The organism is Caballeronia sp. INML2 (assembly GCF_023631365.1).
GTDB lineage: Bacteria > Pseudomonadota > Gammaproteobacteria > Burkholderiales > Burkholderiaceae > Caballeronia > Caballeronia turbans.
The window spans coordinates 76,282-90,919 of sequence record NZ_JALQDH010000015.1; the positions used below are offsets into that span (position 1 = coordinate 76,282).

A 14,638-nucleotide genomic window follows, 5' to 3' on the forward strand; every position below is an offset into this window, starting at 1 on the left:
TCATGGCTTGGACTCGAGACCAGATGGCCGCGCGCGCGGCGAAGGAACTGCAGGACGGCTTCTACGTGAACCTCGGCATCGGCTTGCCGACGCTCGTCGCCAATCACGTGCCGGAAGGCATGGAAGTGTGGCTGCAGTCGGAAAACGGCTTGCTGGGCATCGGCCCGTCGCCGTATGAAGACGAAGTCGACGCCGATCTCATCAACGCCGGCAAGCAGACGGTGACGACGCTGCCCGGCTCGTCGATCTTTTCGTCGGCGGATTCGTTCGCGATGATCCGCGGCGGCCACATCAACCTGGCGATCCTCGGCGCGATGCAGATCAGCAAGAAGGGCGATCTGGCCAACTGGATGATCCCCGGCAAGATGATCAAGGGCATGGGCGGCGCGATGGACCTCGTCGCTGGCGTGAAGCGCGTCGTCGTGCTGATGGAGCATGTCGCGAAGGGCGATCAGCACAAGATCCTCGAAGAGTGCTCGTTGCCGCTGACGGGCGTGGGCGTCGTGGATCGCATCATCACGGATCTCGGCGTGATCGACGTCACCGACACCGGGCTGAAGGTGGTCGAGCTGGCCGACGGCGTGACCGCCGAGGAAATCCAGCAGAAAACGGGCGCGCCGCTCGATGTGACGAGCGTGAAGTGATGGCGATCTGACAGAACGCCGCTTGCGCGGCGTGAGCGCGGCTCGGAGCCGATTGCAGGCGGGCGAAGCTTTTGCAGCTTCGCCCGTTTTCTTTTTTTGCCCGATCGTCGGTATTTGCTGCGTGCAGGCGGGTCGTCCATCCGGCCAACGTCCGCTCGAACCCACGGGATGCGCTTTACAATCGTTTCGACACTTGCCACGAGGAACTCTCTATGACCGCACCCATCGTCGTCGAACCCGTGCATTCCGATTTGAGCGATCCGCGACAGCGCTTCGTGCAATGCGCGAGCCCGGCGGGTCTGCATCGCATTGCTTACACGGAGTGGGGCGATCCGGCGAATCCGCGCGTGCTGCTTTGCGTGCACGGATTGACGCGTTCGGGCCGTGACTTCGACAAGCTCGCGCAGGCGTTCGCACGCGACTATCGCGTGGTGTGCCCGGATGTGGTGGGACGAGGGCTCTCCGACTGGCTTGCCGACCCGCGTTATTACGGGGTGCCGCAATACGTCGCCGACATGGTCACGCTGATCGCACGTCTGAACGTCGAGACGGTGGACTGGTTCGGCACGTCGATGGGCGGGCTCATCGGCATGGCGCTCGGCGGGTTGCCGAATACGCCCATCCGGAAGATGCTGCTCAACGATGTCGGGCCCCATATCGAGCCGATCGCGCTACAGCGCATCGGCGACTATCTCGGCAAGCCAGCGCGCTTCGCATCGCTCGATGAAGGCGTGCGGCATGCGGCGGCGCTCGCGGCGTCGTTCGGGCCGCTGACCGATGCGGAGTGGACGAGCATCAATACGCCGCTGCTGCACGAGCGCGACGGCGCGTGGGGCTTCCGCTACGACCCGGGCATCGCGACGCCGTTCACGTCGGCAACGGACGAGCAGAATGCGGCCGGCGAGGCGTTCCTGTGGCGCTCTCTTGCGTCGATCAGGACGCCGGTGCTGGTCGTGCGCGGCGAGACGTCGGATCTGCTGTCGCGCGAGACGGTCGCGCAAATGGTCGAAAAAGGTCAGGCCGTGACGAGCGTCGAGATTCCCGGCGCGGGACATGCGCCGGCATTTCTTGCCGAAGATCAAATCGCTGTCGCCAGGGGGTTCTTTCTCGAAAATAGCGACAGCGGGGCATAATATCGGGCTGGGCGCACGTCGCTTGTGCCCGTTTTTCACCCTTCATCGATCAGGAACACACAATGGCAGTCATTCGTCATCACGTCGGTCCGCGCCTCTCCGAAACCGCCATCCACAACGGCACGGTATATCTCGCGGGCCAGATCGCAGAAGACACGGACCAGGACATTACGGGCCAGACGCGCGAAGTGCTCGGCCACATCGACCGCTTGCTCGAGGAAGCGAACAGCGACAAGTCGCACCTGCTTTCGGTGCAGATCTATATCTCGGACATGATTCACTTCCTCGGCATGAACGCCGTGTGGGACTCGTGGGTCGCGGAAGGCAACACGCCGCCGCGCGCGACGGTCGAGGCGAAGCTCGCCAATCCGGCGTGCCTCGTCGAAATCGTCGTGATCGCCGCGCAACGCAGCTGATTCATCGCTTCGCCTGAAGTAGTGGCAATACCCGCATGACCGCGACCGCCGTCCCCGCCCAAACGCTGCCCGAGCCGTCCATCGACGACGCGCTCGCGTTCGTGCGCGAGCACGCGAAGGATGCGCGGGTCTCGACGGGCGAACTGCTGGCGGATCATGCGGCGGGCACAGCGCGCATCATGCAGACGCTCAACGTCGATTCGCATGCGATCGCGGCGGCGGCGTTGTTCGTGCTGGTGCCGCATCTCGATGATCCGGAGAAAGTCATTGCCGAGCGCTTCGGCCCGGAAGTGCAGCGGCTCGTCGGCGATGTGCGCAAGCTCTTGCGGCTCGGCTCGGTCAGTTCCCGTGCGACGCTCGCGGCATTGCCCGAGAACACGCGCGATGCGCAGGCCGCGCGCCGCGCGCAGGTCGAGGCGCTGCGCAAGATGCTGCTCGCGTTCGCTCAGGACATACGCGTCGTCTTGATCAGGCTCGCGTCGCGCGTGCAGACGTTGCGTTATCACGCCGCGCACAAGACCGATCCCTCGCCGGACGTGCCGCGGGAGACGCTCGAGATCTACGCGCCGCTCGCCAATCGCCTTGGTATCTGGCAACTGAAGTGGGAACTGGAGGATCTGTCGTTCCGCTTCGAGGATCCGGTCACGTACAAACGCATCGCGAAGCTGCTCGACGAGCGGCGCGTCGAGCGCGAGACGTATGTGACCGAGGCAATCGCTCGATTGCAGAAAGAGCTCGACACCGCGCACATCAAAGCGGAAGTCAGCGGGCGGCCGAAGCACATCTACAGCATCTGGAAGAAGATGCGCGGCAAGCATCTCGACTTCTCCGAACTGAACGACGTGCGTGCGTTTCGGGTGATCGTCGGCGACATCAAGGACTGCTACACCGTGCTCGGCATCGTGCACAACCTGTGGCAACCGGTGCCGCGAGAATTCGACGACTACATTTCACGTCCCAAGCCCAATGGCTACAAGTCGCTGCATACGGTCGTGATCGGCGATGACGGGCGCGCGTTCGAAGTGCAGATCCGTACCCACGAAATGCATCAGTTCGCCGAGTACGGTGTGGCTGCGCACTGGCGTTACAAGGAAGCGGGCGCGCGCGGCTATGCGGGGCAGGTGACGGCGAGCGAGAAATACGACGAGAAGATTGCATGGCTGCGTCAGCTTCTCGCGTGGAAGGATGACGTCGAAGGCGAGCCGCCGGGCTGGCAACATCTGCGCGACGCCACGCTCGACGACGATCATATTTACGTGTTGACGCCGCAGGCGCGCGTGATCGCGCTGCCGCAGGGCGCTACTGCCGTCGATTTCGCGTATCACCTGCACAGCGAGCTTGGGCATCGCTGCCGCGGCGCGCGTGTCGACGGCGCGATGGTGCCGCTCAACACGCCGCTGCAGAACGGGCAGACGGTCGAGATCGTCGCGGTAAAGGAAGGCGGGCCGTCGCGCGACTGGCTCAATCCGCAGCTCGGCTATTTGCACAGCGCACGGGCGCGGCAGAAGGTGCGCTCGTGGTTCCTCGCGGCCGATGCCGCGGAGCACATCGCGGCGGGGCGCACGATCGTTGAAAAGACTTTGCAGCGCGAGGGAAAGACGTCGGTGAGCCTGGAGCAGCTCGCGACGAAGCTTGGCTTCAAGACACCCGAAGATCTCTATGCGGTCGTCGCGAAGGAAGAGTTCAGCCTGCGCAACATCGAGCAAGCGCTTTCGGACACGCCGCCGCCCGAGCCGGAGCCGGAGGCGCCCGAGCAGTTCGAGAAGCGCAGCAGCGGGCAAAGCGTCGCGCACGGCGCGTCCACGGGCGTGCTCGTCGTGGGCGTGGATGCGTTGCTCACGCAACTCGCGCGCTGCTGCCGCCCTGCGCCGCCCGATCCGATCGCGGGCTTCATCACGCGCGGCAAGGGCATGTCGGTTCACCGCAGCGATTGCGCGACGTTCAAGCGCATGGCCCAGCGCTCGCCCGAGCGCGTGTTGCACACGACCTGGTCCGCCGATGTGATGAACGGACGCGGTTCGTCGGTATATCCGGTGGATCTTTCGGTGGAGTCCGCGGACCGGCAGGGTTTGCTACGCGATATCTCCGAAGTGTTCGCGCGCGAGAAGATCAACGTGATTGGCGTAAAGAGCCAGAGCCGCAGGAATATCGCCTATATGCAGTTTACGGTGGAAGTGTCGAGCGCGGCGCAGATTCAGCGCGCGTGCACGCTGCTCAATGAAGTGCAGGGTGTGATTCGCGCGTCGCGTCGCGCGTAATCGCTGGGCGTTGAACGGATCGGCGAATATTTTAGATTTTTCTGAAGATAACCACTTGCCAAGATCCGAAACGCTCCATATAATCTCACTTCTTTCAGGCTCGTAGCTCAGCTGGTTAGAGCACCACCTTGACATGGTGGGGGTCGTTGGTTCGAGTCCAATCGAGCCTACCAACGAAAACGAAATTCGGCGAACTCTGGTTTGCGGAGTTTCAAACCGCAAGAAGCGCTTAGCGCAAAAGGCGAATATAAATGGCACTTCGAACGTTGACCGAAACAAATTCGGAGCGACGCTAGTCGAGGACCTATTTCGCCTTCTGCCAAATTGTTTCGCGGTATGTGTGAAAAGTGAATGCGGCCCCTCGATAGCGGGGCCGCATTTTTTTTGCCTTGCGATTTTTGAAGTGAAATCGCGCGGCAATGCTTAAATCGAATCGCTCGGCATGCGCCAGCGTCTTGGAGAACGATATGGTTTCGGTACGTTTGCCTGATGGGTCGGTCCGACAATACGACCACCCGGTGACCGTCGCGGAAGTCGCGGCATCGATCGGCGCGGGCCTTGCCAAGGCAGCGCTCGCCGGCAAGCTCAATGGCGAACTCGTCGATACCTCGTTTCTGATCGACAAGGATTCGTCGCTTGCCATCGTCACTGACAAGGATCCGGAAGGCGTCGATGTCGTGCGCCACTCTACCGCGCATTTGCTCGCTTATGCGGTCAAGGATCTGTTTCCCGAGGCGCAAGTGACCATCGGGCCGGTCATCGACAACGGCTTCTATTACGACTTCTCGTACAACCGTCCCTTCACCCCCGAAGATCTCGAGAAGATCGAAAAGCGCATGCAGGAACTCGCGAAGAAGGACGAGCCGGTGTCGCGCCGCGTCGTCTCGCGCAACGAGGCGGTGGAGTACTTCAAGAGCATCGGCGAAAACTACAAGGCAGAGATCATCGAGTCCATCCCGGAAAGCGATGAAATCCGTCTGTACGGGCACGGCAACTTCATCGACCTGTGCCGCGGTCCGCACGTGCCGTCCACCGGCAAGCTGAAGGTCTTCAAGCTGATGAAAGTCGCCGGCGCCTACTGGCGCGGCGATTCGAAGAACGAGCAGCTTCAGCGGATCTACGGCACCGCGTGGACCAAAAAGGAAGATCAGGACGCCTATCTCCACATGCTCGAAGAAGCCGAGAAGCGCGATCATCGAAAGCTCGGCAAGCAACTCGACCTGTTCCATCTGCAGGACGAAGCGCCGGGCATGGTGTTCTGGCATCCCAAGGGCTGGTCGCTGTGGCAGCAGGTCGAGCAGTACATGCGCCGCCGCGTGAACGAGGCCGGTTACCTCGAAATCAAGACCCCGATGGTGATGGACCGCTCGCTCTGGGAAGCGTCGGGCCATTGGCAGAACTATCGTGAAAACATGTTCACGACCGAGTCGGAAAAGCGCGACTACGCGATCAAGCCGATGAACTGTCCGGGTCACGTTCAGGTGTTCAACCATGGTCTGCGTTCGTATCGCGATCTGCCGCTGCGTTACGCGGAGTTCGGCTCATGCCATCGCAACGAGCCGTCGGGCGCGCTGCATGGCCTGATGCGCGTGCGCGGTTTCGTTCAGGACGATGCGCATATCTTCTGCACCGAAGATCAGTTCATCGCGGAATCGATCGCCTTCAATACGCTCGCGATGAGCGTGTACAAGGATTTCGGGTTCGATCACATCGACATCAAGCTGTCGCTGCGCCCCGATCAACGTGCCGGCACCGATGAAATCTGGGACCGCGCGGAGCAGGGCTTGCGCGAGGCGCTGACCGCGTGCGGTCTCAAGTGGGAGGAACTCGCCGGCGAAGGCGCGTTCTACGGTCCGAAAATCGAATATCACATCAAGGACGCGCTCGGCCGCTCGTGGCAATGCGGCACGCTGCAGCTCGATATGGTGCTGCCGGAGCGTCTGGGCGCCGAGTACGTCGCGGAAGACAACAGCCGCCGCCGTCCGGTGATGCTCCACCGCGCAATCGTCGGATCAATGGAGCGATTCCTCGGCATCCTGATCGAGCATCATGCCGGCGCAATGCCGCCGTGGCTCGCGCCGATCCAGGCCGTCGTGCTGAATATTGCCGAAAGTCAGGCTGAATATGCGGGTAATCTGGCCCAATCGTTGCAAAAACAAGGGCTTAGAGTCGAGTCGGATTTGCGCAACGAGAAGATTAGCTATAAAATACGCGAGCACACGCTGCAAAAGGTGCCGTATTTGCTGGTCGTCGGCGACAAGGAGCGTGATGCGCAAACCGTAGCCGTGCGTGCTCGTGGCGGTGTCGATCTGGGCGTGATGCCGGTCGACGCATTCCTCGAACGTCTGCAGCAGGAAGTGCGGGCGTTCAAGTAAGTCACTCGCAGCGCGGCTTGTTTTTTCATTTTTAGAGGAAACGTAACATCGCTACTGATAAGTCGTCACATCGCATCAACGGTGAAATTACCGCGCCGGAAGTGCGCTTGGTCGGAGTGGACAACGAGCCGCTCGGAATCGTGAAGCTCGCCGAAGCGTTCCGTCAATCGGAACAGCTCGACGTGGATCTCGTCGAAATCGCGCCGCAGGCGTCACCGCCTGTCTGCCGTTTGATGGACTACGGAAAGTTCAAGTATTCGGAAGCGAAGAAGCAACACGAAGCGAAGTTGAAGCAGAAGATCGTGCAGGTGAAGGAAGTAAAATTCCGCCCCGGCACCGATGACGGTGACTACAACGTCAAGCTGCGCAACCTTACGCGCTTCCTCGAAGACGGCGACAAGACGAAGATCACGTTGCGTTTCCGCGGCCGTGAAATGGCGCACCAGGAAATCGGCATGCGTATGCTCGAACGCCTGAAGTCCGATCTGGACGAATTTGGCCAGGTCGAGCAGATGCCGAAGATGGAAGGGCGCCAGATGATCATGGTGCTTGCCCCGAAGAAAAAGGGTAAGTAAGCGCAAAAGCGGTAAGGCGATGGATCGCGCGCCGTCACAAGGCGGCTGGCGCGGCATTGTCGGAAGTTTCAGGGCGTCGCCGCTTCGGTGGCGGCGCTCATGAAAGGCGGCGGTTCTTCACTGAGCCGTTTGCACATAAGTGGAGCGTGGGTTTCGAAGGGCGGGAAGGGGTTCGTCGGCCGCATCGACGGATCAGCCGCACACCCATGACCATCTAATAAACTGGAGTTGTTTCATGCCGAAGATGAAGACCAAGAAGAGTGCTGCAAAGCGCTTCGTGGTGCGTCCGGGCGGTACCGTCAAGCGCGGTCAGGCCTTCAAGCGCCACATTCTTACCAAGAAAACCACCAAGAACAAACGCCATCTGCGTGGCTCGACGGCCGTTCACGATTCCGATCTGAACTCCGTCCGCGCGATGCTGCCGTTCGCCTAACCTCAACTTAAACTCATAGGAGCGCAACATGCCTCGAGTAAAACGTGGGGTTACCGCACGGGCCCGTCACAAGAAGATCATCCGTCTGGCCAAGGGTTACCGCGGCCGTCGCAATAACGTCTATCGCATCGCCAAGCAGGCGGTCATGCGCGCAGGCCAGTACGCCTACCGCGATCGCCGCAACAAGAAGCGTGTGTTCCGCGCACTGTGGATCACGCGTATCAACGCGGCGGTGCGTCAGCACGACATGACCTATAGCGTGTTCATCAACGGCCTGAAGAAGGCATCGATCGAACTCGACCGCAAGGTTCTGGCTGACATGGCTGTGTTCGACAAGGCTGCTTTTGCTGCGATCGTGAAGCAGGTGAAAGCCGCCGTTGCAGCCTAATTGCGAAATTAGTACTGCGTGGTTCGCCTCTTCGTCGCCAGGTCGTTGACGGCGGCGGAAGGCAGAAAACGGGGCTCTCACCGAGCCCCGTTTTTGTTGGTCGGACGGTTTTGCTTATCCTCGCGATTGGCACGCGCTTCGTGAAGCGTGGATGAGCAAAACCGAACCTCAGATTGAATTTCGACGTTAAAAGATGGGATCAATGGATCTGGACCAGATTGTCGCCGACGCGAAGAGCGCCTTTGAACACGCCACCGATACCACCACGCTCGAAAACGAGAAGGCCCGGTTTCTCGGCAAGTCCGGTGCGCTGACCGAGTTGCTGAAGGGATTGGGCAAACTCGACCCGGAAGCGAAGAAGACCGAAGGCGCGCGCATCAATCAGGCGAAGCAGCAGGTCGAAGCCGCGTTGAACGCGCGCCGTCAGGCGCTCGCGGACGCGTTGCTGAACCAGCGTCTCGCGGCCGAAGCGATCGACGTCACGCTGCCGGGACGCGGCGCGGGAGTGGGCACGCTGCATCCTGTGATGCGCACGTGGGAGCGCGTTGAGCAAGTGTTCCGCACGATCGGCTTCGACGTGGCCGACGGTCCAGAGATCGAAACCGACTGGTACAACTTCACCGCACTGAACAGCCCGGAGAACCATCCGGCGCGCTCGATGCAGGACACGTTCTACGTTGACGGCAAGGACGCCGATGGCCGGCCGCTGCTGCTTCGCACGCACACGAGCCCGATGCAGGTGCGCTACGCGCGCATGAACAAGCCGCCGATCAAGGTGATCGTGCCGGGCCGCACGTATCGGGTGGATAGCGACGCTACGCACTCGCCGATGTTCAACCAGGTCGAAGGCCTGTGGATCGAAGAAAACATCAGCTTCGCGGACCTGAAGGGCGTCTACACCGATTTCCTGAAGAAATTTTTCGAGCGCGACGACATTCTCGTGCGCTTTCGTCCGTCGTACTTTCCGTTCACGGAGCCGTCTGCCGAAATCGACATGATGTTCGAGCATGGCAAGAACGCGGGCAAATGGCTGGAAATCTCCGGCTCGGGTCAGGTTCACCCGACCGTCATCCGCAACATGGGCCTCGATCCTGAGCGCTATATCGGCTTCGCATTCGGTAGCGGGCTCGAGCGCCTGACGATGCTGCGCTATGGCGTGCAGGATCTGCGTCTGTTTTTCGAGAACGATCTGCGTTTCCTGCGCCAGTTCGCGTAACGCGGCGGCCTTGCCTGCGGCGTCCGGCGCTCCAACGGGAAGCCGGACGAGACTCCAAACATTTCGAACGTAGACACACATGCAATTCCCAGAATCCTGGCTCCGCAGTTTCGTCGATCCCAAGCTCTCCACCGATGAACTCGCGCACGCGCTGACGATGGCCGGTCTCGAAGTCGAAGACCTGCGCCCGGTCGCGCCGCCGACCACGAAGATCGTCGTCGGGCAAGTGCTCGAAGTCGCCAAGCATCCGAATGCCGACAAGCTCAATGTCTGTCAGGTCGACGTTGGCACGGGCGAGCAGTTGAACATCGTGTGCGGCGCGCCGAATGTGTCGCCGGGCATCAAGGTGCCAGTGGCGCTCATCGGCGCGGTGCTGCCTCCGGCGGAGCCGGGCGGCGAGCCGTTCGCGATCAAGCCCACGAAGCTGCGCGGTGTCGATAGCCAGGGCATGTTGTGTTCGGCGCGCGAGCTGAAGCTATCGGAGGATCACAGCGGTTTGCTGATCCTGTCCGCCGATGCGAAGGTCGGTCAGGATATCCGCGAGGCGCTCAACCTCGACGACACCGTGTTCGAAATCAAGCTCACGCCGAACAAGGCGGATTGCCTGTCGGTGTTCGGCGTCGCGCGCGAGACCGCCGCGATCACCGGCGCACCGCTGAAGCAACCGGACATGCCCGCGGTCGAAACGAAGCTCGACGAAAAGCTGCCCGTGAAGATCATGGCGCCCGATCTGTGCGGCCGCTTCTCCGGCCGCGTGATCCGCGGCGTGAACGCGCACGCGAAGACGCCGCAATGGATGGTCGAGCGCCTCGAGCGCGCGGGCCAGCGCAGCATCTCCGCGCTCGTCGATATCTCCAATTACGTGATGCTCGAGCTCGGCCGTCCGTCGCACGTGTTCGATCTCGACAAGATCCACGGCGCGATGGAAGTGCGCTGGGGCAAGAAGGGCGAGTCGCTGAAGCTCCTGAACGGCAATACCATCGAGGTCGATGAAACCGTCGGCGTGATCGCGGACGATCACCATCTCGAAAGCCTCGCGGGCATCATGGGCGGCGACAGCACCGCCGTGTCGCTCGACACGACCAACATCTATCTCGAAGCCGCTTTCTGGTGGCCGGATGCAATCCGCGGCCGCGCGCGCAAGTACAACTTCTCGACCGATGCGGCGCATCGCTTCGAGCGCGGCGTCGACTACTCGACGACCGTCGAGCACATCGAACGCATCTCGCGCCTGATCCTCGACATCTGCGGCGGCGCAGCCGGTCCGGTCGACGACCAGATCATCAACGTACCCGAGCGCAATCCGGTGTCGATGCGCGTGTCGCGCGCGCATCGAATCATCGGCGTGGAGATTGGCGCCGAAGAAATCGCGCAGATCTTCACGCGCCTGAGCCTCGCATTCGAGCGCGACGGCGATACTTTCAGGGTTACGCCGCCGCCGTATCGTTTCGACATCGAGATCGAGGAAGATCTGATCGAAGAAGTCGCGCGCATCTACGGTTTCGAGAAGATTCCGGCGCGCCCCCCGGTTGCGCGCAGCGAGATGCGCATCACGAACGAAACGAAGCGCTCGATCCACACGCTGCGCCATGAAGTGGCCGCGCGCGATTACTCGGAGACGGTCAACTTCAGTTTCGTCGATGCCGAGTGGGAGAAAGACTTCGCCGGCAACGACAATCCGATCAGGCTGCTCAACCCGATCGCGAGCCAGCTCTCGGTCATGCGCACGACGACGTTCGGCAGCCTGATCGAAGTGCTGCGCTACAACCTGAATCGTCGCGCGGACCGCATCCGCGTGTTCGAGGCGGGTCGCGTGTTCCATCGCGATGCATCCGTGAAGGCGGGCGAACTGACGGTCGAAGGCTTCGCGCAGCCGAAGATGATCGGCGCTCTTGCGTATGGTCCGGTGATCGAGGAGCAGTGGGGCGCGGCTTCGCGCAATGTCGACTTCTTCGACGTGAAGGGCGATGTCGAAGCGCTCTTCGCGCCGGTCGTGCCGCGCTTCGTGAAGGCGGAGCATCCGGCGCTGCATCCGGGGCGCAGCGCGCGCATCGAAGTGGCGGGGCACGCGGTCGGCTGGATCGGCGAACTGCATCCGCGCTGGCTGCAGAAGTATGACCTGCCGAACCCGCCGATCCTCTTCGAAATCGACGCGGACGCGCTGATGGATCGCGCGCTCCCCGCGCCATCCGAGGTGTCGAAATTCCCGCCCGTGCGACGCGATATCGCAATTGTCGTGGATCAACACGTCCCGGTTCAGGCGCTCTTGGACGAGCTCGAAAGTGCCCGCTCGGAGGACGCTTGCAGGCACGTTACGCGGGTTGCGCTTTTCGATGAATTTCGTCCAAAATCAAATACTTCCGGTGGCTTGGGAGTGCATGAGAAAAGTCTTGCCTTCCGTGTAACGTTGCAAGATACTGGCGGCACGCTTCAGGACGAAACGGTCGATACGGCCATCAAAACGCTGGTGGATCGCCTGGCTCGAGTACACGGCGCGCGGTTACGCGGATAGCCTGCAGTTGGCCCTTTCCGTCTCAATCGCCAAGTCTTCAATGTGGCAAGCGCCGTTCTACCGATATGAACCAAATGAACTCGAGTGATTTCGAAGCCCTTCTTTCGGCGCAGCGTAGCGCCATGAACCGAGATACCCCGACCTCGAGCGCGCCCGGCGACACGCCGACGCTCACCAAAGCCGAACTGGCGGAGATGCTGTTCGACCACGTCGGTCTGAACAAGCGTGAAGCCAAGGACATGGTCGAAGCCTTCTTCGAAGTCATCCGCGATGCGCTGGAGAGCGGCGAGAGCGTCAAGCTGTCGGGCTTCGGCAACTTCCAGCTGCGCGACAAGCCTCAGCGTCCGGGCCGCAACCCGAAGACGGGCGAGGCCATTCCTATTGCCGCGCGGCGGGTCGTCACGTTTCATGCAAGTCAGAAGCTGAAGGCGCTGGTCGAAACGGGAGCGGAGACCGATCTCACTCGCTGATCTCCCGGCGGCGCGCGAATGACCCGCGCCGCGCTGCATGACCGCCGCGCTTCAATCGACATCACTTATAACGATGGTTGATCGACGATGGAAAAAGTCGTCTTGCCTCCGATCCCCGCCAAGCGTTACTTCACGATTGGCGAAGTCAGCGAGTTGTGCGGCGTCAAGCCTCACGTGCTGCGCTATTGGGAGCAGGAGTTCACGCAACTGAGGCCGGTCAAGCGGCGGGGCAATCGCCGCTACTATCAGCATCACGAAGTCTTGCTGATCCGGCGCATTCGTGAGTTGCTGTACGAACAGGGTTTCACGATCAACGGCGCGCGCAACCGGCTCGATTCACAAGGACGCGCGAATGGCGACGAAGCCGAGCTCGATGAAACGCAGGCGTCGGCGCAAGCGCAACCGGGCGTCGATGTCGATCAGCTTCGCAAGGATATTCTTCAGGTGATCGATCTTCTCGGCGGATGAACGCCGCTGTGATCCACGCCATGATGCCGCGATTCGTCGCGGCATTTTTTTCGTCCCTACGACGCGCGCTGCGCGCCGCCAGCGACGGCAGTAGCATGGTTCCTTGCTTTTTTCTCGTTGCCGCACGGGACGTGTTCGCGGCGGCTTCATCACATCGACTCAGGAGGGCTTATGCGAGTGTTGCTCGTTGGCGCAACTGGAATGTTGGGCACGGAGATCAAGCGGATTCTCGAACCCGGGCACGAAGTGATCAGCGCGAGCCGCAAGGGCTCGGACGTAGCGGTCGATTTGTCGGACAAGGCGAGCATGGTCGCGATGTACGAGAAAGTCGGGAAGGTCGGCGCTGTCGTGTGTGTCGGCGGCGCTGCGAAGTTCGCGCCGCTCGACGCGCTCGCCGATGACGACTATGCCTTCAGCCTCGCGAACAAGCTCATGGGGCAGGTGAATCTCGTGCGCTGCGCGGTCGGTCACGTCGATGAAGGCGGATCCGTCACGCTGACGAGCGGCACGCTCGCTCAAGCACCGATGATCGGCAGCGCGGCCGTGAGCCTCGTGAACGCGGGCGTCGAAGGATTCGTGCGTGCGGCCGCGCTCGAGTTGCAGGGCATGCTGCGTGTGAACGTCGTAAGTCCCGGATGGGTCTCTGAAACGTTGGTCTCGATGGGGAAGGATGGATCGCAAGGCATCGCGGCTGCGGAAGTCGCCAAAGTGTATAGGCGTGCCGTCGACGAGACAATGACCGGGCAGACGCTGGCCGCGGCTAAGACTTGATGCCCGCGCGAATGCGCCGCTTCGGGCCGACCGTGGCCTCGGAGCGGGAGACAGGCATCTTCACGTTGATTGACCAATAGACGATGCTCGGCCCGACGCCCCAGGGCGGATAGATGCGCCAGTCGTCAGTGCCGTGGTGGAAGAAGTAGAGCGCGAAGCATCGGCCTGGCCTGGTGGCGCTCACACACACATAGCGGCTGCCGCCGGGATAGATGCGCCCGAACCTCGTGACGCGTGCGCGGCTCGCCGGATCGAACCAGCGAGCGACTTCCGCGTGCAAGGCGGAGCAGGGTCGACCGGATTGGATGCGCCGCTGTTGCGCGGACGTCGAGACAGACGAAGGCATAAGCGCCGTTCCTTATGTGGCACCTTAACATTAGGCCTTAAATCACTGACACACAAGTGTTTTTTCCGTTTTTACGTCTGAATAAAGGGTGGGCTGAGCGCCGGTAATCCCCATGTGACGAGCGGTGTCAGATGCTTAAGCCCATCATCGCGGTCGCGTTGGTCAAAGTCTCCTCTTCGGCGCGGACCTTGAGCATTGCATCAGCCAGACGGTAGTAGAGTTGGGCGCGCTGTTCGAGGACCGCGGGTGACGCGTCGCCGGAAAGTCTTTCGCCAGCCATTTCGCCAGCCAGCGCCTGGCCCGCGAAGTAGTCTCGCAATGACATGCCGTAATTGCTGTTGCCGGGAAATGCGCGTGGGTTGTTGAGCTTGTTGTATGCCATTGTTCTTGCTCGTTTTATGAATACGATGGCTTGGGACGGACAAAGAAAAAGGCTCTCCGGCCAGAAGCCGGAGAGCCTTTGATTCCTGGTCGGGGCGAGAGGATTTGAACCTCCGACCACCTGCACCCCATGCAGCAACGTTCAGACGATTTATCGCTTTACGCTCAATGAGTTGCAAACCAGCTTTCTAAGGAAATGCTCAAGAAACGAGCAAGCTCTGGCGCGGCTCTGCGGCTAGCCAGCCACAAAAT

Annotated in this window: 15 protein-coding genes and 1 tRNA gene; 14 read left to right on the plus strand and 2 right to left on the minus strand. The window is 61.3% G+C overall.

The window, feature by feature from the left end; all coding sequences use genetic code 11:
- Window positions 1-2: 2 nt before the first annotated feature.
- The 14 genes from NCT32_RS05310 (at window position 3) to NCT32_RS05375 (ending at window position 13,659) form a co-directional block, all read left to right on the plus strand.
- Entirely contained in the window at window positions 3-644 is a 642-nt protein-coding gene (locus NCT32_RS05310; protein ID WP_061120081.1) for a CoA transferase subunit B, read from the plus strand.
- A 212-nt stretch (window positions 645-856) separates the two neighbouring features.
- Complete coding sequence (locus tag NCT32_RS05315) at window positions 857-1,777, plus strand: alpha/beta fold hydrolase (RefSeq protein WP_061120080.1); 921 nt, start codon at window positions 857-859, stop codon at window positions 1,775-1,777.
- A gap of 62 nt (window positions 1,778-1,839) precedes the next feature.
- Window positions 1,840-2,193, plus strand: a complete 354-nt coding sequence (locus NCT32_RS05320) for a RidA family protein (protein WP_250489933.1) — start codon at window positions 1,840-1,842, stop codon at window positions 2,191-2,193.
- A gap of 35 nt (window positions 2,194-2,228) precedes the next feature.
- Window positions 2,229-4,451, plus strand: coding sequence for a bifunctional (p)ppGpp synthetase/guanosine-3',5'-bis(diphosphate) 3'-pyrophosphohydrolase (locus NCT32_RS05325; RefSeq protein WP_061120078.1), 2,223 nt, complete (start codon window positions 2,229-2,231; stop codon window positions 4,449-4,451).
- A 96-nt stretch (window positions 4,452-4,547) separates the two neighbouring features.
- Window positions 4,548-4,624, plus strand: a tRNA-Val gene (locus NCT32_RS05330).
- 294 nt (window positions 4,625-4,918) lie between these two features.
- Window positions 4,919-6,826 (plus strand): threonine--tRNA ligase, encoded by a 1,908-nt coding sequence (gene thrS, locus NCT32_RS05335; protein WP_061120147.1) that lies wholly within the window; start codon window positions 4,919-4,921, stop codon window positions 6,824-6,826.
- 47 nt (window positions 6,827-6,873) lie between these two features.
- A complete protein-coding gene (gene infC / locus NCT32_RS05340) occupies window positions 6,874-7,401 on the plus strand; it encodes a translation initiation factor IF-3 (RefSeq protein WP_075583873.1) in 528 nt (175 codons plus the stop codon).
- Window positions 7,402-7,636: 235 nt separating this feature from the next.
- Entirely contained in the window at window positions 7,637-7,834 is a 198-nt protein-coding gene (gene rpmI, locus NCT32_RS05345) for a 50S ribosomal protein L35 (protein WP_006052501.1), read from the plus strand.
- A 28-nt stretch (window positions 7,835-7,862) separates the two neighbouring features.
- Complete coding sequence (rplT, locus tag NCT32_RS05350) at window positions 7,863-8,222, plus strand: 50S ribosomal protein L20 (RefSeq protein WP_008350196.1); 360 nt, start codon at window positions 7,863-7,865, stop codon at window positions 8,220-8,222.
- A gap of 202 nt (window positions 8,223-8,424) precedes the next feature.
- Complete coding sequence (pheS, locus tag NCT32_RS05355; protein ID WP_061120077.1) at window positions 8,425-9,438, plus strand: phenylalanine--tRNA ligase subunit alpha; 1,014 nt, start codon at window positions 8,425-8,427, stop codon at window positions 9,436-9,438.
- Window positions 9,439-9,517: 79 nt separating this feature from the next.
- Window positions 9,518-11,950, plus strand: coding sequence for a phenylalanine--tRNA ligase subunit beta (gene pheT, locus NCT32_RS05360; protein ID WP_061120076.1), 2,433 nt, complete (start codon window positions 9,518-9,520; stop codon window positions 11,948-11,950).
- Between the two features lie 65 nt (window positions 11,951-12,015).
- Entirely contained in the window at window positions 12,016-12,420 is a 405-nt protein-coding gene (locus NCT32_RS05365) for an integration host factor subunit alpha (protein ID WP_061120075.1), read from the plus strand.
- 87 nt (window positions 12,421-12,507) lie between these two features.
- A complete protein-coding gene (locus tag NCT32_RS05370) occupies window positions 12,508-12,888 on the plus strand; it encodes a MerR family transcriptional regulator (protein WP_061120074.1) in 381 nt (126 codons plus the stop codon).
- Between the two features lie 171 nt (window positions 12,889-13,059).
- The gene (locus tag NCT32_RS05375; RefSeq protein ID WP_061120073.1) at window positions 13,060-13,659 is read left to right on the plus strand and encodes a short chain dehydrogenase; all 600 of its coding nucleotides are present in this window, start codon (window positions 13,060-13,062) and stop codon (window positions 13,657-13,659) included.
- On the opposite strand, the gene NCT32_RS05380 is transcribed toward NCT32_RS05375, so the two are convergent.
- A complete protein-coding gene (locus NCT32_RS05380; protein WP_143756384.1) occupies window positions 13,649-14,005 on the minus strand; it encodes a hypothetical protein in 357 nt (118 codons plus the stop codon). The genes NCT32_RS05375 and NCT32_RS05380 overlap by 11 nt on opposite strands.
- A 127-nt stretch (window positions 14,006-14,132) precedes the next feature.
- The gene (locus tag NCT32_RS05385) at window positions 14,133-14,387 is read right to left on the minus strand and encodes a hypothetical protein (RefSeq protein ID WP_061120071.1); all 255 of its coding nucleotides are present in this window, start codon (window positions 14,385-14,387) and stop codon (window positions 14,133-14,135) included.
- Window positions 14,388-14,638 lie beyond the last annotated feature (251 nt).